Source organism: Sodaliphilus pleomorphus (assembly GCF_009676955.1).
Taxonomy (GTDB): domain Bacteria; phylum Bacteroidota; class Bacteroidia; order Bacteroidales; family Muribaculaceae; genus Sodaliphilus; species Sodaliphilus pleomorphus.
The window spans coordinates 2,559,561-2,579,723 of record NZ_CP045696.1; the positions used below are offsets into that span (position 1 = coordinate 2,559,561).

Annotated in this window: 15 protein-coding genes; 8 read left to right on the plus strand and 7 right to left on the minus strand. The window is 53.7% G+C overall.

The features are described from left to right. Nucleotides 1–509 precede the first annotated feature (509 nt). The 3 genes from GF423_RS10630 (at nt 510) to GF423_RS10640 (ending at nt 5,572) form a co-directional block, all read left to right on the plus strand. On the plus strand, nt 510–1,457 hold the full coding sequence (locus GF423_RS10630; protein WP_206113234.1) for a glycosyltransferase family protein: 948 nt from the start codon (nt 510–512) through the stop codon (nt 1,455–1,457). A 2-nt stretch (nt 1,458–1,459) separates the two neighbouring features. After that, nucleotides 1,460–3,592 (plus strand): bi-domain-containing oxidoreductase, encoded by a 2,133-nt coding sequence (locus tag GF423_RS10635; protein WP_154328336.1) that lies wholly within the window; start codon nt 1,460–1,462, stop codon nt 3,590–3,592. A 102-nt stretch (nt 3,593–3,694) separates the two neighbouring features. After that, the gene (locus GF423_RS10640) at nt 3,695–5,572 is read left to right on the plus strand and encodes a DEAD/DEAH box helicase (protein WP_154328337.1); all 1,878 of its coding nucleotides are present in this window, start codon (nt 3,695–3,697) and stop codon (nt 5,570–5,572) included. 6 nt (nt 5,573–5,578) lie between these two features. On the opposite strand, the gene GF423_RS10645 is transcribed toward GF423_RS10640, so the two are convergent. Continuing rightward, nucleotides 5,579–6,427 (minus strand): DUF3943 domain-containing protein, encoded by an 849-nt coding sequence (locus GF423_RS10645; protein ID WP_206113235.1) that lies wholly within the window; start codon nt 6,425–6,427, stop codon nt 5,579–5,581. Between the two features lie 303 nt (nt 6,428–6,730). On the opposite strand from GF423_RS10645, the gene ettA reads away from it, so the two are divergent. The 3 genes from ettA (at nt 6,731) to GF423_RS10660 (ending at nt 9,376) form a co-directional block, all read left to right on the plus strand. After that, complete coding sequence (ettA, locus tag GF423_RS10650; RefSeq protein WP_154328339.1) at nt 6,731–8,428, plus strand: energy-dependent translational throttle protein EttA; 1,698 nt, start codon at nt 6,731–6,733, stop codon at nt 8,426–8,428. Between the two features lie 30 nt (nt 8,429–8,458). Then, entirely contained in the window at nt 8,459–9,094 is a 636-nt protein-coding gene (locus tag GF423_RS10655) for an HAD family hydrolase (protein ID WP_154328340.1), read from the plus strand. Nucleotides 9,095–9,208: 114 nt separating this feature from the next. Further along, nucleotides 9,209–9,376 carry a 4Fe-4S ferredoxin gene (locus GF423_RS10660; protein WP_154328341.1) on the plus strand — a complete coding sequence of 56 codons (168 nt, stop codon included), beginning with the start codon at nt 9,209–9,211 and terminating at the stop codon, nt 9,374–9,376. Nucleotides 9,377–9,531: 155 nt separating this feature from the next. Here the strand turns inward: GF423_RS10660 and GF423_RS10665 are convergent, their stop codons facing one another. The 5 genes from GF423_RS10665 to GF423_RS10685 form a co-directional block, all read right to left on the minus strand. Next, complete coding sequence (locus GF423_RS10665) at nt 9,532–10,221, minus strand: dockerin type I repeat-containing protein (protein WP_154328342.1); 690 nt, start codon at nt 10,219–10,221, stop codon at nt 9,532–9,534. 30 nt (nt 10,222–10,251) lie between these two features. Further along, a complete protein-coding gene (locus GF423_RS10670; protein WP_154328343.1) occupies nt 10,252–11,034 on the minus strand; it encodes an Omp28 family outer membrane lipoprotein in 783 nt (260 codons plus the stop codon). Next, the gene (locus GF423_RS10675; protein WP_154329036.1) at nt 11,034–12,674 is read right to left on the minus strand and encodes a DUF6029 family protein; all 1,641 of its coding nucleotides are present in this window, start codon (nt 12,672–12,674) and stop codon (nt 11,034–11,036) included. The genes GF423_RS10670 and GF423_RS10675 overlap by 1 nt, the downstream gene beginning before the upstream one ends. Nucleotides 12,675–12,728: 54 nt before the next feature. After that, on the minus strand, nt 12,729–13,217 hold the full coding sequence (locus tag GF423_RS10680) for a TlpA family protein disulfide reductase (RefSeq protein ID WP_154328344.1): 489 nt from the start codon (nt 13,215–13,217) through the stop codon (nt 12,729–12,731). Nucleotides 13,218–13,289: 72 nt separating this feature from the next. Beyond that, nucleotides 13,290–15,140, minus strand: coding sequence for an Omp28-related outer membrane protein (locus GF423_RS10685; RefSeq protein ID WP_154328345.1), 1,851 nt, complete (start codon nt 15,138–15,140; stop codon nt 13,290–13,292). A 569-nt stretch (nt 15,141–15,709) separates the two neighbouring features. Between GF423_RS10685 and GF423_RS10690 the strand changes: the two genes are divergently transcribed. Together GF423_RS10690 and GF423_RS10695 are read left to right on the plus strand one after the other, a co-directional pair. Further along, on the plus strand, nt 15,710–17,110 hold the full coding sequence (locus tag GF423_RS10690; RefSeq protein ID WP_154328346.1) for an ATP-binding protein: 1,401 nt from the start codon (nt 15,710–15,712) through the stop codon (nt 17,108–17,110). Between the two features lie 347 nt (nt 17,111–17,457). Beyond that, a complete protein-coding gene (locus GF423_RS10695; RefSeq protein ID WP_154328347.1) occupies nt 17,458–18,306 on the plus strand; it encodes a L,D-transpeptidase in 849 nt (282 codons plus the stop codon). A gap of 743 nt (nt 18,307–19,049) precedes the next feature. Here GF423_RS10695 and GF423_RS10700 read toward each other — a convergent pair. Beyond that, nucleotides 19,050–20,159 (minus strand): CapA family protein, encoded by a 1,110-nt coding sequence (locus GF423_RS10700; protein ID WP_154328348.1) that lies wholly within the window; start codon nt 20,157–20,159, stop codon nt 19,050–19,052. Nucleotides 20,160–20,163 lie beyond the last annotated feature (4 nt).

Here is a 20,163-nt window from a genome sequence, read left to right on the forward strand (position 1 = left end):
GATGCTTGTGTATTGTTGATACAAATATACGACAAAAATTGCACCAAATGCTTTCCTTGTCTTCACATTTTCGCTTCTTTAGTTCTTCTACTACCCACATTTGTGTCGACAACTTAGCGGTGCTTGTGCCTGGCAGGATACATTGTTGAGATTGCAGGCAGACTGATTTGAAGATTTGTTTCTAAACAAACTTATTTCATGGTTGTTACGTCATGTCCCGTGATTTGAAAGAAAATAGGCCCGTCGCGAAGCCAGGTAAAAAAGTTGAATTTTGCTACTCGCTTTATATGATTTTTCAAAAACTTTCGCTAATATTGCATTTGCCCATGGCCTCTGCAGGGTGTCGGCTAGATTTGTGAAGCTGAGACTTGTTGCAGAGCATGTTGTTAAGAAATAGATTTTATACGATAATGCCCAACAACAGCAATAAGCTTAAAGTGCTCTTGATAGGACCTAGTCCACGCAACATCGGGGGGATAAGCATTCATTTGAAGAGGTTGATAGGACTCTTGAAAGACAAGTATGACTTCAGCATTGTCGATGAAGGTCACACGAGATACAGGGGGGAGTTTAATTTAAGGACCCTTAATCTTGTGATGTATTACAAGCTGCTGTTCCGGGCCGACATTGTCCACATCCATTCTGGAGTTTTTATACTCAGGGTCTTTCACATCATAAATTCATTGTTGCTTCACAAGAAGACAATCGTTACAATCCACCGTGATCCCAGAATTGAGGGGCATGCGACGACGACGAGGTTTCTTTTGGGCAAGTGCGACCATGCCATTCTGGTAAACAAAGAGGGTTATGATGCCGTAAGGAAATCGGGCAAGTGCCAATATCATCTTCTGCCAGCATTCCTTCCACCACTCCTCGATGAGGAGCCTTCTTTGCCGAGCGAAATATTGGATTGGATTGGCTCGTTCAAAAAGAATAACGGGGCATACATCTGTTGTTCAAACGCCTGGAATTTAGTCTTCCACAACAATGAAGATCTATATGGTTTAGATATCTGCTTGAAGGCGATCAATCGCTTGTGTGTGTCAGGATTTCGAAATGTGGGTTTGGTCTTTGTCGTTGCATCCTGCACAGCCCATGCCGAGGTGCTGGATGCCTATAAAAAATATATAAGCGACAATCATCTTGAAAATAATATTTTAATATGGGAACATCCCACGTCTTTTGTCCGACTGATACAACGCTGTGATTTGGTGTTGAGGACGACTAATACCGACGGAGATGCCATATCAATACGGGAGAGCCTTTATTATAGGAAACCGGTTTTGGCTTCCGATGTTGTAAGGCGCCCCAAGGCGACGATGCTCTTTAAGAATAGAGATTTCATTGATTTGGCCCACAAAATAGCAAGCTGCATGGCGCACAGAGGTGAAAAAATGCAATCGGCTTGCGAACCAATAGATTACAAGACGTTATACATCAATATTTATAACTGCTAAAAATGGAGCAATTAACACAAAAATTAGGTTCTGGCGAGATGGTTATTCAGGAATTGCCCATCCCACAACTGTCATCGGGAATGATTCTCGTTAAAAACCATTTTTCTCTTATAAGTGCAGGAACCGAGGGAACTACTGTCAAAACAGCAAGAAAAAGTTTGATTGGAAAGGCAAAGGAGCGCCCCCAGCAAGTTAAGCAGGTTTTGGACACATTAAAGACCAAAGGCGTGGTGCAGACCTATCGTGCCATCATGAAAAAGCTGGATGCCTATTCGCCTTTGGGCTACAGTTGTGCTGGCGAGGTGATTGACGTGGCCGATGACGTCACAGGCTTCAAGGTGGGCGACAAGGTTGCATGTGCCGGTGCAGGATATGCCAACCATGCCGAGGTGGTTGCCGTGCCGGTCAACTTGTGCGTGAAGCTGCACGACGATGCCGACCTTCAGTTGGCATGTTACAACACTGTGGGAGCAATTGCCCTCCAAGGGGTGCGTCAGGCCGACATGCGCTTGGGTGAGACTTGCGCGGTTATAGGGCTAGGACTGATTGGCGAGATCGTGTGCCGGTTGCTCAGGGCTTCGGGCATTAATGTCGTGGGCATTGACATTTCAGAGGCTGCTGTCAATGCTGCCAAGAGCACATGTGTCGATTTGGGCCTTCCCCGAAACACTCCAGGCATAGAGGAGCAAATCTCGGCCTATACCGACGGACTGGGTGTGGATGCCGTGATAATCACAGCAGGCACGTCAAGTCTCGACCCGATAAATTTTGCAGGAGCGATTTGCCGCAAAAAGGGCCGCGTTGTGGTGCTTGGCGCTGTGCCTACTGGCTTTGAGAGAAATCCTTATTGGTATAAGAAGGAATTGGAATTGAGGATGTCGTGCTCTTATGGCCCTGGCCGTTACGACCTGAAGTATGAGGAAAATGGTATCGATTACCCCGCGCCTTACGTGAGATGGACTGAAAAGAGGAACATGGAAGCTTTCCAGCAACTGGTATACTCGGGGAAAATCGATTTGAGTCCTCTCACGACGCATCGCTTCAAGTTTGAAGATGCACCTAAAGCTTATGATATCATTGCCCGCCGATTGGAGCCTTACCTTGGTATCGTGTTGGAGTATGATGCCAACAAAGAGCATCAACGCAAGGCAATGACTATCGCTGGAAATGTTGCTTTGAAGGACATCAACATTGGTTTCATTGGAGCTGGCAGTTATGCACAAAGTAATCTCTTGCCTTATTTGCCTTCTGAAGGTGAAGTGGGGAGAATATGTGTGATGACCAATTCAGGCACCACTTCAAAACGAGTAGCCGAAAAATTTCATTTCGCTCAATGCACTTCCAGTGAGAACGATATTATCAACAACAAGGATATTAATACCCTGTTTATAGCCACAAGGCATAACACTCATGCCAAGTATGTGATCGATGGGTTGAAGGCTGGGAAAAATGTTTATGTTGAAAAGCCCTTGTGTCTTAAGATGGACGAACTGGTTGAAATTCAGCAGCTGTGTGAAGAGAAACGTTGTGGTGTCATGATAGGGTTTAATCGTCGTTTCTCGCCATTGACGCCTATCGTAAAGCGAGAGATGGGAAATGGGAAAATGTCGATGATATATCGCATCAATGCAGGCTATATCCCGTCATCTTCTTGGATTCAGGATCCCAAAGTGGGCGGCGGAAGAATCTTGGGAGAAGTTTGCCATTTCATAGATTTGATGGCTTACATGTGTGGAAGCAACCCTGTTCAGGTTTCGGCATCGGTGTTGCCCGATCCCGAAGGCCTGAACGACACTGTCAATATTCTTGTCGATTTCTCTAATGGCTCAACGGGTGTCGTGTCCTACTATGCCAACGGGCCTAAGAGCCTTCCCAAGGAGTATTTTGAAGTCTTCTCTTCGGGCAAGGCTGCCATATTGTGCGATTTTAAGAGCTGCAAGATCTATGGCAGTAGTGTGAAAACGCACAAGCTCTCGGTACAGGACAAGGGACAGAAGGAGATGATGCAGGCGTTCTTTAAATCGCTCAAAGATGGGTCTATGCCTATCCCGTTGGACGAGATCTTCAGTGTTACCAAGGCTACATTTGCAGTGTTGAAGTCGATACAGCAAGCTGGCGCGCCAGTCAGGTTCTGATTGTGCGCCTTGCCGTGGGTGGCCAGTGAGCTTTTTTTTTGACACTGAGATGCAGTGAAATTGGGTGATTTTCATTACCTTTGCACCCTTAATACAATTTTTATGACGACATTTCAAGATTTAGGGGTCCGCGAGGATCTGCTACGGGCAATCACCGAGTTAGGGTATGAGACGCCAATGCCCATTCAAGAAAAAGTAATTCCACACTTGCTCAACGAGGACAGCGACGTAGTGGGCCTGGCCCAGACGGGCACCGGCAAGACCGCGGCATTCGGCCTGCCCACGCTGCAGCGCATCGACACTGCCTGCGCCTGCACGCAAGCTGTCATTCTCGATCCCACGCGCGAGTTGTGCTTGCAGACGTGCAGCGACCTCACCGACTATGCCAAGTATATCGACGGTCTCAATATCCTGCCCGTGTATGGCGGCAGCAGCATCGAGGTGCAGATACGCGCCTTGCGCCGCGGCGTGCACATCATCGTGGCCACGCCGGGCCGCCTGCTCGACCTCATCAAGCGCGGTGAGGTGAATCTTGAACATGTCAACACGGTCATTCTCGACGAGGCCGACGAGATGCTCAACATGGGCTTTGTCGACGACATCAACGAGATACTCAGCCATGTGCCCGAGCAGCGCAAGATGCTGCTCTTCTCGGCCACCATGCCCAAGGAGATTGCCGCCATTGCCAAGAATTACATGCACAACCCGCAGGAGTATGTGGTGGGCACGCGCAACGAGGGCTCGGCCAACGTGCGCCACGTCTACTACATGGTGCGTGCTCAAGACAAGTACCTGGCCCTGAAGCGCATTGTCGACTACCTGCCGCGCATCTACGGCATCATCTTCTGCCGCACCCGTGCCACGGCGCAGGAGGTGGCCAGCAATCTCATCCAGGACGGCTACAATGCCGATGCCTTGCACGGCGACTTGAGCCAGGCTCAGCGCGATGCAGTGATGAAGAAATTCCGCGAGCGCAACTTGCAGCTGCTTGTGGCCACCGATGTCGCGGCCCGCGGCCTCGACGTCGACGACCTCACCCACATCATCAGCTACAGCTTGCCCGACGACAACGATGTCTACAACCACCGCAGTGGCCGCACCGGCCGTGCTGGCAAGACGGGTGTGAGCATTGCCATCATTCACAGCCGCGAGCGTGGCAAGCTGCGTGAAATAGAAAAGCACATAGGCAAGCAGTTTGAGCGCCGCGAGGTGCCCAAGCCCAACGAAATCATCGAGAAGCAACTGTTCAATCTTGCCGACCGCATCGAGAAGGTGGAGGTGAAAGAAGACGAAATTGCCCAGTACCTGCCCAGTGTGCTCAAGAAGCTGTCGTGGCTCACCAGCGAGGAATTGCTCAAGCGCCTGCTCTCGCTCGAGTTCAACCGCCTGCTCGACTACTACAAGGATGCCCCAGTGCTCGACTATGTGCCCGAGAAGAAACCGCGGGAGAAACGCGTGAAATATGACAAGACCCGCACCGCTGCCGACAAGGACAGCCGCACGGCCGAGGAGGGCTATGAGCGCATGTTTATCAACGTGGGCAAGGCCGACGGCTTCTTTGCTCCAAGCCTCATCCAGCTGCTCAACGACAACACCCATGGCCAGCGCATCGACCTGGGACGCATCGACCTGCTCACCAACTACTCGCTCTTCGACGTGCGCCAGGGCGACGCCCATCGCGTGGTGAGCGCATTGAAAAACGTTGATTTCTTCGGCAAGCGACTCTATCTTGAGATTGCCGACCCCAACAAGGACTATGCCGCCGAGAATGCCGGCACCGAGGTGAAGCTCAACCGCCGCGAGCGCCGTCGCGCCATGTATGGCGACCGTCCACGCGAGCGCCGCCGCGGCTATGGCGGCAACTTCGACGACAAGCACTATGGCCGCCGTGCCGGCAAGCCGGCGCCTCGCACCCGCCGCGACAGCGAGCGTGGCTTTGCCCGCGACAAGCAGGGCCGCAAGCGCGACCGCAAGTCGTGATTGCGCTCACAGCGTGATGACTGCCGTGAAGCCCACTTGCGGTCTCCTGCCCAGCAGGTCGATGCTGGGACTGCACGTGATGCTTGCCGCATGCTTGCCCCGCTTGCAAGGATTGCCGGCAAAGAGGTTCACAAACTCGTTGATGGGGTCGACAATCCAGGCTACGGCCACGCCCATTGCCCGCGACCCGAACAGGCGGTAGTCGTCTTGCACAATCTTGCGTTTCAGCCGGTAGAAGCCTTCGCCTATCACGGTGCCGGCAATAGGGGTGATGATCATGTCTTGTATCGAGGGGATCTCCATGAAGGCCTCGATGCCGTATTCCCACAGCACATTTGATACAAACGTGGTGTAGAGCATCGATCCCAGTATGTTGAAGCCGTTGCTGCGCGCGCTCATGTAGTACACCGCTCCGCCGTAGGGGTGAAGCACATAGTTGAACACGGCATTGTCCTTGTCCCACACAGGACCCTCCTTCACGTGGTTGCCATAGCGGTGCCAGAATGGCGTGTGCTTGATCTCGCTCTTGTCCCATGCCGTGGCCCCCTCGGGCAGACACTCCAGCACCAGCAGTGTTACAACGCCGGCGCCCACAAATGTGGCTGTGTTGTAGGCCAGCCGCCCCCAGTTTTCCATGTGCCGGGTGGGGGAATAGGGCATGTCGTAGAGCGTGAGCGGCTTGGCGGCAGCCAGCGGGGATTGCACACTGGCACTGCTGCACGTGGCCTCGAGGCTGGCAAGTGCGGCGGTGTCGATTGCCGCCGTTGTGCTGTCGGCCTCGTTTGAGGCCGAGATTGTCGCAGCCCTGGCTGTGAGCGACATGAAAATGACAATGTAGATAAGTATAGTGCGCATAAAAATCTCAGGTAACAAAATTGCTCGCAAAGGTCGTGAATAACACGGGGTAGTCATTTTTCCAAAATTCCCGAATTATGGTGGTTTTATCTGTTGTGGACATTTGCTGCCGCAAAATGCGAATTATGGAATAGAACGCCACTGCGAGATGAGCGCTTGCCCGGCAGGAGAGTGGCTGCATGGCATGGCGTGCCGACACCGTTTTTTTTGTGATGTGGCAGAAAATGCGTAACTTTACACACTCATATTTTTTTATTCAAGCATTTTTTCACACGATTCAATCACAAGCAATCTTTATTTTATATGGCAACAGTCGACGACAAGAAAGTTATCTTCTCGATGGTGGGGCTTAACAAAATCATTAAGCAGACCAACAAGCAAATTCTCAAGAACATATATCTGTCATTCTTCTATGGCGCCAAGATTGGCATCATAGGCCTCAACGGCGCCGGCAAGTCAACCTTGCTCAAGATCATTGCCGGCATCGACAACGACTACCAGGGCGAGGTGGTGTGGGCCCCCGGCTACACGGTGGGCTATCTGCCCCAGGACCCTCCTCTCGACCCCGACAAAACGGTGCTCGAGATTGTGAAAGAGGGAGTGAAACCTGTGGTCGACGCCCTGGCCGAGTATGAGGAAATCAACCGCAAGTTTGGTGAGCCCGAGTACTATGAGAACGAGGACAAGATGAACGAACTTTTTGCCCGTCAGGCCGAGGTGCAGAACATCATCGACTCGACCGATGCCTGGAATCTCGACACGCGCCTTGAGCGCGCCATGCAGGCCCTGCGTCTGCCGCCGGCCGACCAAAAGGCTGCCCACCTCTCGGGCGGTGAGCGCCGCCGCGTGGCCCTGTGCCGCCTGCTGCTGTCAAAGCCCGATGTGCTCCTGCTCGACGAGCCCACCAACCACCTCGACGCCGAGTCGATCGACTGGCTCGAGCAGCACCTCAACCAGTATGAGGGCACTGTGATTGCCGTGACCCACGACCGCTACTTCCTCGACGACGTGGCTGGCTGGATTCTTGAGCTCGACCGTGGCGAGGGCATCCCCTGGAAGGGCAACTACTCGTCGTGGCTCGATCAGAAGTCGAAGCGCATGGCTCAGGAAGAGAAAACCGCCAGCAAGCGACGCAAGACGCTCGAGCGTGAGCTCGAGTGGGTGCGCATGGCCCCCAAGGCCCGCCAGGCCAAGGGCAAGGCCCGCCTCAACTCTTACGACAAGCTCCTGAATGAGGACCAAAAGGAGAAAGAGCAGAAACTTGAAATCTTCATCCCCAACGGCCCTCGACTGGGCAACAAGGTGATCGAGGCTCACCACATCGCCAAGAAATTTGGCGACAAGGTGCTTTACCGCGACCTCAACTTCAGCTTGCCCCCGGCTGGCATCATAGGCGTGATAGGTCCCAATGGCGTGGGCAAGACCACCTTGTTCCGCCTCATCATGGGACTCGACAAGCCCGACGAGGGCACCTTCGAGGTGGGCGAGACCGTGAAGCTGGCCTATGTCGACCAGCAGCACAAGGATATCGACCCCGACAAGACGGTGTATCAGGTCATCAGCCAGGGCAACGAGCTCATGCGCCTGGGCGGCCGCGACGTGAATGCTCGCGCCTACTTGAGCCGCTTCAACTTCTCGGGCGCCGATCAGGAGAAGAAGTGCGGCGTGCTCTCGGGCGGCGAGCGCAACCGCCTGCAGCTGGCCCTGGCGCTCAAGCAAGAGGGCAACGTGCTCCTGCTCGACGAGCCCACCAACGATATCGACGTCAACACCCTGCGTGCCCTTGAGGAAGGCCTCGACGAGTTTGCCGGCTGTGCGGTGGTCATCAGCCACGACCGCTGGTTCCTCGACCGCATTTGTACCCACATCCTTGCCTTCGAGGGCAATGGCGAGGTGTTCTTCTTCGAGGGCGGCTACAGCGACTACGAGGCCAACAAGGCCAAGCGCCTGGGCATCGAGGAGCCTAAGCGTGCGCGCTACCGCAAGTTTGACGCCGATTAATCTCTTTTACCACCTGCATTTTATTTCAGAATGATGAGCAATAAGACAAAAATCAAAAACATCATCTTCGACTTTGGCGGCGTGCTCTCGGTGCTCGACATCAACATTTCACGCCAGCGTTTCATCGAGCTGGGTGTGACCAACATCGACGATTATCTCGACATCACGGCCCAGAAGGGCTTCTTCGGGCAGCTTGAGGATGGCAGCTTGAGCGCCGATGAGTTTTGCAGGCGCCTGAGTGAGTTGACCCATCGCAAGCTCACCCTTGAGCAGTGTGCCCACGCTTGGCGGGGCTTCATTGTCGACATCCCCAAGCGCGGCCTTGTGGGCTTGCGCCAGTTGCGTGCCCAGGGCTACCACCTGTCGTTGCTTTCCAACACCAACCCCTTTGTGGGCAGCCTCATGCACGATGCCAATTTCGACGGCGAGCAACACCCGCTCACGAGCTACTTCGATGCCGCCTACTTGAGCTATGAGCAGCACCTCATGAAGCCCGACCTGCGTTTTTTCAAGCGCGTTCTCGACGAGCAGCATTATGCCCCTGCCCAGACGCTCCTGGTCGATGACTCACCAGTAAATTGTGCTGCAGCTCAGCAGCTTGGCATCAACACCTACCAGCCTGCCAATGGCGAGAACTGGCCCGCCCTCATTGCCCGGCATCTTTAAAAATCGAGTTTTTGTTTTTTTGTCTTGAAAAATTTCGGTTAATTCAAATAAAAGCACTACATTTGCCATAGTTTACTATTAATAATAATTATAATCATTTTTAATTCTACTACAATGGCATACGTAATTGATGATAACTGTGTAGCATGTGGAACTTGCCAGTCGGTGTGCCCGACAGGCGCTATCAGCGAAGGCGATAAGTACTCGATCGATCCCGATACTTGCATCAGCTGCGGCTCTTGCGCCGAGGCTTGCCCCAACGAGGCTATCCACGAGGGCTGATCACTGGCTTTCCATTTCAAGAAGACTACAACAAAATTAAAAAAAACCGAGTCGTGTCATTTTCTTAATGGCACGACTCTGTTTATTTATGGATGTGTACAGCAGAGAGGGGTAATAGGGGAGGACACGATGGTCTTTTCCTTCTATTTTCAGGCTCAACTGGCAGCAAGGATGATGTTGATGAGAGCTGTGACATCGCTCACGTTGACTATGCCGTTGCCATCCACGTCGCCCACACTGGTGTCGACCTGTGCTGTGCCCAGGATGCCGTTGATGAGTGTGGTCACATCGGTCACATTCACGGTGCCGTCGCCGTTGATGTCGCCCTTGAGGCTATCGCTGTAGCTCCACACGACGTTCACCTTGGGTCCCAGGTCCTTGACCTTGCCAAGGGTGAGGATGCCGGCTGCGTTGGTTGTGGTCTCTACCGTGGCCAGTTGCAGGGTGGCCGTCCATGTTGCCTTTTCGGCAGGAAACCACTCGGCCTGCAGGTCTTCGGTGGCGCCAGCCTCCATGAAATTCTTGGCCGAGTAGTAGTTGCCGGGCTTGTCTGGCGACACGCAGTTGCCGAAGCAGCATATTTGTACATGGCCGTTGGGCATGTTGTTGACGTCGAGCAGGACCACGCCGGCCGCCTTGCTGCCCGTGGTGTTTTTTACATAGAGCCCGGTGCTGATGTATCTCCCGAGAAACTCGTCGTCAACCAGTTTGTTGCAGGTCACGGTGGCGCCGTCGGCAATCGTGTTGCCGCTCGCGTCGACAAAGGCAAATGTGCCATCGGCCGCGGCGCTGCCGCTTGCAGCCCACAAGGCCGCGATGGCTATTGCAAGAATTGATCTCTTCATTGTGCGTAATAGTGTGTGTGTTGTGTTTTTTTAGAAATGCGATTTTATCACTTGGACCACACCGTCGTTGTTGTACACAAATGCCACTATCCACAGGTGCTTGGGGTCCCAGGCCTTGTCGACGGTGTAGTGCGCGGTTGCTGTGCTTTCCACGCCCTCGTCGATGGTCACGTCCTGCCCCCAATCGCCGTTTACGGCGGCCCGCAGCACGTGCTTGTGCACATAGTCGGGCTTGGGCTTGCCGTCGGGCATGACCTGCATAGCGGTGATGCTGTCTTCAATCACCCATAGCTGCAGTTTGCCTCGGGTAGTGCCGTTGGTGCCCAGCATGTTCACCTTGATGCTGGCCTCGTGTGTTGTGTCGTTGTAGCTCACGGTAGCCTCCATCTCGATGGTCGACTTCAGCGACAGTGCCTGTCGCACCAGCGCCGGCCAGGCCGGATAGTCCTGCAGGCCGCCTACACGGTTTACAAGCCCTATGGGCTGGTGGTCGCAGTTCCAGTGGTTGTAGTAGGTGTCGCCCAGGCTGGTGGCCAGGCCAGTGAACTTGGCACTGCCCTTGAAGCCCAGGGGCCCCGAGTGGATGCTCACGGCAATGATGGCATCGTGCCCGTATTGTGCGATGAGTGAGTCGATTTGTGCGCTGGCATTGGGGCAGTTGAGGCAGCGCTGACCCGTGAAGTCCTCGATGAGCACGTTGCGGTTCACGTCGGCGGGCTTCACATAGATGTAGCGCTCGTCGTCGTTGCTGCAGCTCGTTGTTACAGCCAGTTGCACGATTGCCAGTAGGAGAATATAGATTGTCTTTTTCATCAGAAGTTGTAGTTATAGGAGATTACTACGCCCTTGGTCTCGGGCACATAGCGGCACACGCCGCCCGAGCAGTTGTAGCCGGCCTTGGTGCGCGCCCAGCCCGCTTGCAGGCGGTGGGCTCCCACGTTGTAGGTTACATAGGCGCCGGGGTAGTGCTCGCCAGTTTTGCCACTGTTGTACTCGTCGCTCACGGTGAGCATCCAGTGCGGGGCCAGCGAGAGCTCGGCCAGTGCAAAGAGCCAGTCGCCGTCGTCGTCCTTGGTGGCCAGGTACTGCAGCTCGGTGCGCAGGGTAGTCTTGGCGCCAAGGTTGAAGAGTGCGTCGGCAATCATGATGTCGCTGTGTATCATGCCGCCTTCGCCCTCTACGATGGTCTTGTTGTAGAACTGGTTCATGTAGGTCACACTCAGCTTGAAGCTGCGGCTGAATCGGCGCTCAATCTGGGCATTGATGTCTTGATAATAGGTGCTGTTGCCCCAGCCCCAGAACTTAGAGGTGTAGCCGTCGGTCCCAGGAGCCCCGGGGGCGATGTCTGGCAGTCCGCCTGCTGCCGTGGGGGTGGTCTTGAGCGAGTGCACGTGCGAGAAGTTTACCTTCACGTTCATGCCATAGCGGCCGCCCAGGGTGGTGCGGCGCTTGAAGTTGTAGCCAAATTGGGCTTGGTAGGCCCACTCTCCCATGGGGTGGGTGGCATAGGGGTAGAGCGCTGCCAGGGTATAGGTGTGGTCCTCGGTGAATGCTGGCAGGTGGTTGAGCATCGACGAGGTGCCGCTCATCGACCGCCGACTGCGAAACGAGAAATTGTCGCTGCGCTTGGCTTGCAGCAGCAGCGACAGCCCCCGCTTGGAATAGGAGGCCGAGAGCATGGCCACATAGCCCTTGCCGTAGGTGTAGCCGTTGTCGAAGCTCGGGTCCTGCCCCTTGCGGGCATACTCGAGCAACACGCTGTAGGGGCCGTGCTGCACCTGGGCGCGCACGTCGCAGGCGTTGACATAGGTGGGCAGGTTCAAGATGTGGGTGTTGTCGGCATAGATGACGTCGGTCGAGTCTTTCTCGCGCTTGTTCACCCACGAGGCTCCCAGCGTCACATAGGTGTTGCTGCTGGCCAGGGGCTTTATCCACTGGTCGAGATTGAGCTCCATGTCGGCTCCGGTTATCCACGCCTTGTTGTGATGCCAGTATCGGCGCTGGCGGCCGGTGAGGGCCTTTATGTGCACTCCTTTCACGGGATTGAGGGCCACGCGAGCGCCCAGTATCGAGTTGTCGATGCCCAGCGACCGCTCCTCGTAGGTGCGGAAGATGAAGCCTGAGCCAAACTGGTCGTAGAAGGTGCCCAGTGTGACCTCGGCCACGTTGAACTTGCCTTTCACGTAGTAGAACGGCACGCCCCAGCCCTTGAAATCGGCCTCATAGCCCGGAAGCGGGTGTTCGAGATAGGCAAAGCGCACACCTGCATCGACCCACTTGCTCATGGCATTGACCTCGGCATAGGTGTTGGTGCGCACGTCGTCGTTGCTCTTGTCGGCGTCGGTGTGGCCGGTGGGTATCTGCACGTCGCTCTGCACGCTGCCGCTCACGGTCACTTTCTTTTCGTCGCCTGACTCGCCTGCTTCTTGAGCAGGGAGTGCTGCCGGCAGCATGATGCACGCTGCCAGCAGCAAGGTCCTGTAGTGCTTGTTGATGTGATTCACAGCTTACTTCGATAGCAGTTCACGCACTTTTTCGATAAGCTCGTTTTCGGCACCGTCGGTGTAGCCGTTGTGCTTGTAGGCAATCTTGCCGTTGCCGTCGACGATGAGCACATAGGGTATGAGCTGCACACCCAGGGCGCGCTTGAAGTCACCGTTGGGGTCGAGCAGTACCTCATATTCCCAGCCTTGCTCGTCGACCATGGGCTTGAGCTTGTTGATGTTCTGGGCCTGGTCGATGCTCACAGCTATGAGCTTCACGCCTGTTTCCTCTTTCCAGTCGGCATAGACCTCGTTGATGGCTTTGAGCTCGCGGTTGCAGGGCTTGCACCATGTGGCGAAGAAGTCGATGATGAAGGGCTTGCCGCCGTTGTTGAGCGTGTCGGTGCGCACGGTGCGACCGTCGATCGTTTTCAGTGTCACTGCCGGCAGTTGCGCCTGTGCCAGCGGGGCCAGGGCACACAGCAGCATGATGATTGCAAATGTCTTTTTCATTGTGTATGTGTTCATAAAAGTGTAGTGTTTACTTGTTGTGTCGTTTTATAGTTGTTTTGGCAGGCTGGGAGCTCAATTGCCCTTGCTCAAAATGTTGGAGATCAGGGCGGTCACATCGCTCACGTTGACGGTGCCGTCGCCGTTGATGTCGCACTTCAGGTTGCTGTAGTCGGCCTCGCCCAGCACCTTGTTGACCAGTGCAGTCGCATCGCTCACGTTGACGGTGCCGTCGCCGTCGATGTCGCCGCTGGCCGGAGTGTAGGCTGCCGGATTCACGGCAACCGAGTTCTCGACCACGCAGTTGGAGGCGTCGGTGCTGTCGTAGTTGCCTATGTAGGCCACTACTTGCAGATTGCTCCTGTTCCAGTTGTTTTTGAGGTCAAAGGTGTAGCTGTAGGTGGCCTGGTTGTCGGTCCAGTTGTCCACGTCCACTCCCCAAGTCGAGTTGATGTCGCGCATCACATGGGCATGATAGAAGGTGCTGCTGTAACCTGCCTGCGAAGTCGAGGCAATGTTGTTCTCGGTGAGCACAACGGCCAGGCGGGGGGTCACCTCATATCCCTGGGCGCGCTTGGCAGTGACCCACACGGTCACGCTCGTGCTGTCGGCATTGAAGGCTGCTTCGGCGTCGAGGTCTAAGTAGGCGGGTGTGTTCAAGCGGTGGTTGATGTAGGCAATGATTTCAGAACTGTTACTGGCGAAGATTACAGGCGTTTTCAATCCTGTTTTATCGGCCTCGGTATAGGGGTAGCGGTCAAACATCAATGCCGGAGCATAGGTGGCACCCGCGTTGTTGTAGAACCAGGTGTAGGCATTGTCGGCACTGGTGGTGAATTGGTCGGTATAGAAGCCAGAGTGGTGGCACACGAGTGCAACCCGGGCTGCCTGCTGGGGATAGCGGTTCAAGGTGTTTTTCATCATCGTGGCCATAGTGGGGCAGTTGGGGCATTTCTCGGTGGTGAACTCCTCGACAAGCACGTTGCGCTCAAAGCTCTCGCCCAGGGTGTTGAGCTTGCCGGTGGCCGTTGCGTGGCCCGACTCGTTGGGCTGGCCGTTGACCTTGGTGATGGTGACTTGCACCTGTTGCGACACGGCACGGTCGGCCGCTTGCAGCTCGATGGTGCCCGTGGTCGACTCGTTGATGTTGGCCAGCTCTTGGGCCAGGCTCACATGCTTCTCGGCGCTGGTCGTGCCGTCGATGGCGACGGTGTAGTCAAAGTCTTTGACTGTAGCGGTGCCGTCGTTGGTGACCCTGATGGGCACCTTCACCGAGCCGCCCTTGGCTACTATTTGGGTCCCGAAGTCGTGGGGCGACAGGGCATTGTTGTAGAATTCTCCATCGAGCTGCACCTGCAGGGCCAGGTGACCCTTGCCTTTCTTGGAATAGTCGGTCCAAGTGCTTCCCTTGGCCATGAAGAGGCCGCCCTCGACGTCGCCATCGGCCACGCAGGTGGGGTGCTTGCCATAGTCGGCATTGGTCGACCGCACGGTGAAGGTGTAGCCCACATATACGCCTTCGGCAGGTATCACATAGGGCTTGTCGAGCGTGATGTCGTTTTGCTTGCCCAGGCTTTCTGAGCTCTCATCGCCATTGTTCATGTCTACCATGTTCATAGTCTGCACATAGTCGGCCTTGTCGGCTGCACTGGGCAGCGAGCGTGATATCCACACCTTGAGGCCCGATATGGCTGCGAAGCTGCGCATGTACAGGCGCACGCCCTTTATGGTCTTTCCTTGGGCTGCGCCCGTGTTGCCAGGAATGAAGATGGCTTGGCTCACTGTGGCTTTTGCATTATAGCCCGTGGCTGTGCGGTTTTCGGTGGCCAGGTAATAGCCCCACCACGTCTGGCTTGCGGCGGCATGGTTGGCGCTCGTGATTGCCACAAGTGAGATCAATAGGATGAAAGTGAAAAATTTCTTCATAAATTATTATTTTTTTTGGTTAATGAATTCAAAACAGCTCGACTATAGATGAACGGCTTTAATAAATGTCACAAATCTACGCTGTTTTGTTTAAAGTCGCAAATTTTTGTGAGATTAAAATTTCCAAATGCGCAATTTTAGTGCCATTCTGTTTCCGGTTTCTTTCTGCTCTTGGTGTCTGCCGTGTGCGTTGTTGCTGGCTGTCCCATGTTCAATAACGAAGTGCAAAAATGCGTTATTGAATATGGAAATAATTCTGTATTATACTCCGTTAGACCGCCTTGCTTCGACATCCGCTTGCGAATGATGTTCCCTTCAAATGGAATCTTATTACAAAGTTTCTAAGCGTGTACGCACTTACATCACTTTAAGAATAATGTAATACCTTTGTACACAAGGCAAAGTAATAGGGATACAAGTTACAAGAAAGCCATTAATCTCCTCCGTCGGTGCTATACTTGCGGAATGGCCTAATAATCAGATGACGTTTGAAAAAGTTAGAGCTATTCTTGGAAATTTCATTTTAAATAACTATTTTTGGAAAGTAGTATATTTGAAACATACATGTTATGGATTTTATCGACAGAAACAAGGAATTAGGCCGCTTGGAAGCCGCCCTAAATGGATGCAAAGGCAAGTTACTGGTTGTCTATGGTCGCCGACGGTTGGGCAAGTCCAGACTTATAAAGAAAATTCTAAAAGAGGAAGATGTTTATTATGAGGCAACTAAAAGCGAATCAGCAACTCAAAGGCTTGGACTTGCCGCTTCTGTCGCTTTGTCATACCATGATTTTGACAAGCCAACTTACTCCACATGGGATTCACTATTAAGCGCTTTCAACAACCAATGCAAGGAAGGGGCAACGCTAATACTTGATGAATTCCCTTATCTTGTAGAAAGAGATGCCTCTCTTCCGTCTACCATTCAAAGTATTGTGGACAGTGGTAGCATGCGATACAATCTTTTGATATGTGGCTCGTCACAGCGTATGATGCAAAAGTTAGTACTCGATGGTTCCGAGCCGCTCTATGGTCGTGCGTCAGAGAAAATTAATCTCGGCCCAATACGTGCGCAATACTGGTGGCATGCACTTAATCTAACCGCAAAACAGGTGATTGAAGAATACAGTGTGTGGGGTGGTGTGCCACGTTACTGGGTTCTCCGTGAGCAATACTGTTCTCTTGACAATGCTTTGGAAAATCTTATTCTTGACGAGCAGGGTCCACTCGTAGAAGAGCCTGAGGCTCTGTTTCTTGACGATACAAACGTGATAGCACCCTATATATCTATAATGACAGCAATAGGGCAGGGAAACGCGAAAATCTCCCGTATTGCCGATGTCGTTGGACATAAGGTGTCTGAACTTGCACCTGTGATGAAAAACCTCATTGCCATGCATTATGTTCGCAAAGAAGTGCCATTCGGAGAGGATGCAGAGAAGTCAAAGAAGACGTTGTATGTGATAGACGACCCTTTCCTCGACTTCTACTATAGGTTCGTTGTTCCGGCCAGACCTTTACTTTCAATAGACAGAACTGATGTTGTCCTGCAAAATATTCACAACCACATGGCAGAGCACGTGGAACATATTTGGGAGCGTCTTTGTCAGATTGCGGTTTCTGGCAACAATATGTTTGGTCACACATGGAATGCTGCTGCCCATTGGTGGGGAAAGGTGCCCGTGTTTAAAGAAGGCAGGAAAACCCCGACGGGCAATCGGGAGTTGGAGTTTGATGTCGTGGCAGAGTCAATGGATGATAGAGATACTATACTTGTCGGCGAGTGTAAGTGGAAGTCGGCTGACCATGCCGAGCGTCTCTTGGCTCAATTGCAAGAGAAAGTCAAATATGCCCCGTTTGCGAAAGGCAAGAAAATCGTTTACGCCCTTTTTCTCCGTGAAAAACCGCTTTCAACAGCTGATTGTGAAATGATGTTTCCCGAAGATGTCCTCAACAATTTGCCGAAATAATATTCCTCTACGGTGTTCTCTCCTGTCCCATAGCTCCTCGCCATGTCCTTGAGGATGCCGATCATCTCTTGACTGGAGTCATCGGGACAGAGTACGATGATCTTACGGCCATGCCATAAGAATCCCTGCTCAACGTCGCACGTGGGACTGACATAGAGTTCATAGTTGGTATTATTAGCGGATGGCTTTAGCTTTTACGTTTCTACTCAATGAATACTACAAAGCATAAATTTTGTCTAAAATTAAAGGACAATATACAATATTATCGTACTTTATTGCTACTTTTGTGTTGGTGTTGCTGCTCGGCAGCTTTTCTACTTGAGTATATTTAAAAACGTGATTTATTGATGAAAACCTACTTCTTTATATTGACAGCAGTCGCGGCTCTCGTCGTCGTTGCGGGTTGCGGCAAGGGCAAGGATGCCCACGGCAACAACGATGCCGCCCAGCCAGTTGAGCTCACTGCCCAGGGCGAGCTTGCCCAGTCTGGCCAGGCGGGCACGATCGCCGCCTTGCCTTTCTCGGGCAGCGACGTCAAGGAGCATGTGGTGCTCGACTACGGCAACCGCACCGTGAGGGCTGTGCCCGACGTGAGCTTCAGCCATCCCGAGTTGATGAAAGAAAAGAAGAACTGCTTTGTCGTGATCTCAAAAAAGGACTTCTACCTCTATGTGTATGAGCCACAGGGGACCGACACCGTGATGCTGGCCCGCTACGACTGCGCGCTCTCGCTCAAAAAGGGCCAGAAGACGGCCGAGGGCGACATGTGCACGCCCCACTGCTCGATGCAGCAGCCCTTCAGCGTGTCGCAGATTGCGCCTGCCTCGTCGTGGACCCACGACTTCGGCGACGGCCGCGGCGCCATCAAGAGCTATGGCGACTACTTCTTGCGCTTGGTCACGCCCGGTCACTCGGGCATAGGCATACATGGCAGCACGGGCAACCGCGAGAGTGTGCCTGGCCGTGCCAGCGAGGGGTGCATCCGCCTCAAGGACGAGGACATCAAGGATCTTGTCCAGCACTATGCCACAGTGGGTATGCGAGTGGTGATAAAGGGCGAGACGGTCGACGACTACCCCTTTGAGATACATGCCATGACCAGGCAGAAGATTGCCCGCAAGCGCCACTTCGACCCACGCACGACCTTGACCAATGCCCAAATCGAGCAGGCCCGCCCCGAGCCAGGCCGCCGATGAATTGAAACTTATTTCTTCGTAAAAATATTCAGCTCATATTAAAACAACTTTGGGGAATTTTTTCTATATTTGCAATGTTGAATTCTACATGTGAGGATTTAATGTAAATATTGAGGAAAGCGAGACCTCCTCTTGCAGTAGCTGGTAAATCTGGAAAATTTCAAGCGTAAGTAGCTGCATAGTGGAACCGAAGCTGTTCTTCCTAGTATGAATTTTACATGTGCTTGTGCGATAGTAGCTGTCGCAGCATACACGGCAATTCATATCTAGGTGTGAGCTGAATTTCTTACTTCTACTTACGGGCATTCCAGAGCCCTCCGGCAAGAGTTGAAATGAAGCTCGCGCCTTTTTTTTGTGGAATTGCCCTAATGGAAAAAATAGTAAGGAGGCCACTGGTGGCTATCACACACGATTGTAGTAGGGAAATGATGTTTCCATGGCAAGCAGTGCACAGGGCTTGAGTGCCAGGTGTAGCACTGCGTAGCCCGTTGTCGCCAGTGCAGATTGATGTCACTTTATCTGCTGGGCCTAATTGTTTTGTAAGAATGTCCTGAGAAATGCAGTGTCGGGAGGCAGGCGGCAGACGTGATGTTTTAGACCTGTGCCATGTGCCTTGGAGGAGGATACTGTGATTTTTGCCGGGCTGCTGGCAGATTAGGACGCAGCAGCATGCAGGTTGCCCTGTTGAGGCGCATGCATGCTGCTGCTTTACGTCGTTATGAGTCGCTATGGGGGCTCGCGTGCTACTGCTTGAGGGGCAGCACCTGCACGTTGTGCGCCATCACCAGGTTGCGGGCGCGAGCCATGGCGGCATCGTAGGTGGCACGGTCGCTCTTGCGCACCATCTCGCGACGGTCGTCGGGAATGAGGCGATAGTTGTCGCCTTTCCAGCCAGGGTGCTGGCAGTAGAAGAGCTTGTAGCCTGCGCGGGCTATGCTTATCTTGCCATCGGTGCCGGTCTTGAGCGTCACCCTCACTATGGCACCCACCCGGGTGTCGAGGGGCTTTTGCGCCGAGATGAAATTGCCCATGCTGTACACCACCAGGGCGTCTTTGCCAGTGACACTGCTGTGCACCATCTTGAACGGCTCCAGCACGTGGGGGTGACCGCCTATCACGAGTTCGACCCCGTGGTCGACAAGCCACTGTGCCAGCGAGCGCTGCTCGCTGCTGGGAGCGAGCTTGTACTCGATGCCCCAGTGCATGTTGACACACACGGCCTGTGCGCCTGCCGCACGGGCAGCCTCGATGTCGGCCTGCATCTTGTGCAGCTCGATGTAGTCGACCACCACATCGCCCTGAACGGTGATGCCGTTGGTGCCGTAGGTGTAGTCGAGAAAGGCGACTTTCATGCCCTTGATGTCGGCAATGAAGGGCAGGCGGCTTTGGCGGTCGGCCGCATCGGTGTAGGTGCCTATGTGGGCAATCTTCATCGCATCGAGCGTCTTTATGGTGCGCCGCAGTCCAGCGTCGCGGCGGTCGAGGCAGTGGTTATTGGCCGTGAGCAGCAAGTCAAACCCGCTTTTCTTCAATTGCCAGGCATACTCATCGGGGGCACTGAAGCAGGGATAGCCCGTGTAGGGCCGGCCGCCCAGCGGGGTCTCCAGGTTCACTACGGCATAGTCGGCCGCCTTGATGTAGGGTTCAAGCAGAGCGAAGCAGGCCGTGTAGTCGTAGGTGCCGTTGCGCTGCAGGGCGGCTTTGTTCTGCGGTGCGTGCTGCATGGCATCGCCGGCAAAGAGCAGGTCGACGCTGTCGGCCCCGGCCAGGTGCGGGTTGTAGATGCTCAGCGTGTCGGTGCCCACAAGCAGCTGCAGCAGCGAGAGCAATAGTATTGAGATGAGTTGCGACATTGTG

What these genes read in the sequence shown, in the direction of transcription:
- ettA (WP_154328339.1), top strand. Translation starts at nt 6,731, where the DNA reads ATGGCAACAGTCGACGACAAGAAAGTTATCTTCTCGATGGTGGGGCTT.
- GF423_RS10635 (WP_154328336.1), top strand. Translation starts at nt 1,460, where the DNA reads ATGGAGCAATTAACACAAAAATTAGGTTCTGGCGAGATGGTTATTCAG.
- GF423_RS10670 (WP_154328343.1), bottom strand. Translation starts at nt 11,034, where the DNA reads ATGAAAAAGACAATCTATATTCTCCTACTGGCAATCGTGCAACTGGCT.
- GF423_RS10655 (WP_154328340.1), top strand. Translation starts at nt 8,459, where the DNA reads ATGATGAGCAATAAGACAAAAATCAAAAACATCATCTTCGACTTTGGC.
- GF423_RS10665 (WP_154328342.1), bottom strand. Translation starts at nt 10,221, where the DNA reads ATGAAGAGATCAATTCTTGCAATAGCCATCGCGGCCTTGTGGGCTGCA.
- GF423_RS10690 (WP_154328346.1), top strand. Translation starts at nt 15,710, where the DNA reads ATGGATTTTATCGACAGAAACAAGGAATTAGGCCGCTTGGAAGCCGCC.
- GF423_RS10685 (WP_154328345.1), bottom strand. Translation starts at nt 15,140, where the DNA reads ATGAAGAAATTTTTCACTTTCATCCTATTGATCTCACTTGTGGCAATC.
- GF423_RS10680 (WP_154328344.1), bottom strand. Translation starts at nt 13,217, where the DNA reads ATGAAAAAGACATTTGCAATCATCATGCTGCTGTGTGCCCTGGCCCCG.
- GF423_RS10645 (WP_206113235.1), bottom strand. Translation starts at nt 6,427, where the DNA reads ATGCGCACTATACTTATCTACATTGTCATTTTCATGTCGCTCACAGCC.
- GF423_RS10660 (WP_154328341.1), top strand. Translation starts at nt 9,209, where the DNA reads ATGGCATACGTAATTGATGATAACTGTGTAGCATGTGGAACTTGCCAG.
- GF423_RS10700 (WP_154328348.1), bottom strand. Translation starts at nt 20,159, where the DNA reads ATGTCGCAACTCATCTCAATACTATTGCTCTCGCTGCTGCAGCTGCTT.
- GF423_RS10695 (WP_154328347.1), top strand. Translation starts at nt 17,458, where the DNA reads ATGAAAACCTACTTCTTTATATTGACAGCAGTCGCGGCTCTCGTCGTC.
- GF423_RS10675 (WP_154329036.1), bottom strand. Translation starts at nt 12,674, where the DNA reads ATGCTGCCGGCAGCACTCCCTGCTCAAGAAGCAGGCGAGTCAGGCGAC.
- GF423_RS10640 (WP_154328337.1), top strand. Translation starts at nt 3,695, where the DNA reads ATGACGACATTTCAAGATTTAGGGGTCCGCGAGGATCTGCTACGGGCA.